This window comes from Silvania confinis, from assembly GCF_025564085.1.
In the GTDB taxonomy this organism is placed as follows: Bacteria; Pseudomonadota; Gammaproteobacteria; order Enterobacterales; family Enterobacteriaceae; genus Enterobacter; species Enterobacter confinis.
The window spans coordinates 1-405 of sequence record NZ_JAMGZJ010000024.1 but is presented as its reverse complement, the minus strand read 5'-3'; the positions used below and the strand labels follow the sequence as shown (position 1 = coordinate 405).

The following is a 405-nucleotide window of genomic DNA, read 5'->3' as shown; positions in this document are numbered from 1 at the left end:
GGGGTGCCGACCGCGATGAACTGCACCCGGCCGTGCTCCACGGCCAGGCGCGCATCGCTGCTGAAACGCAGGCGGCCGCTGTCCAGGCCTTCGCGCAGCAAGGCGTCGAGCCCGGGTTCGTAGATGCTGGCGAGGCCCTGCGCGAGGCGTTCGACCTTGTTCCGGTCGATGTCCATGCACAGTACATCGTGGCCCACTTCGGCGAGGACGGCGGCCTGCACCAGTCCTACATAGCCACTGCCGAATACGCTGATCTTCATGGTGCTTTCCTCGACGGATGATGCGCGGGCGCGGCAGCGGTGCGGCGGGCGTTGACGGTCAACACGCCGAGCACCACCAGGCCTACGCCCAGGGTCTTGCTGGTACTGAAGGTTTCATCGAACGCCGGCAGGCTCGCCGCCAGCA

Annotated in this window: 1 protein-coding gene; it reads right to left on the bottom strand. The window is 67.2% G+C overall.

From position 1 onward, the window contains the following. Positions 1 to 260: 3-hydroxyacyl-CoA dehydrogenase NAD-binding domain-containing protein (locus M8013_RS00110; protein WP_271265817.1), on the bottom strand; the 260-nt coding region annotated here is incomplete at its 3' end. Between the last annotated feature and the right edge of the window lie 145 nt (positions 261 to 405).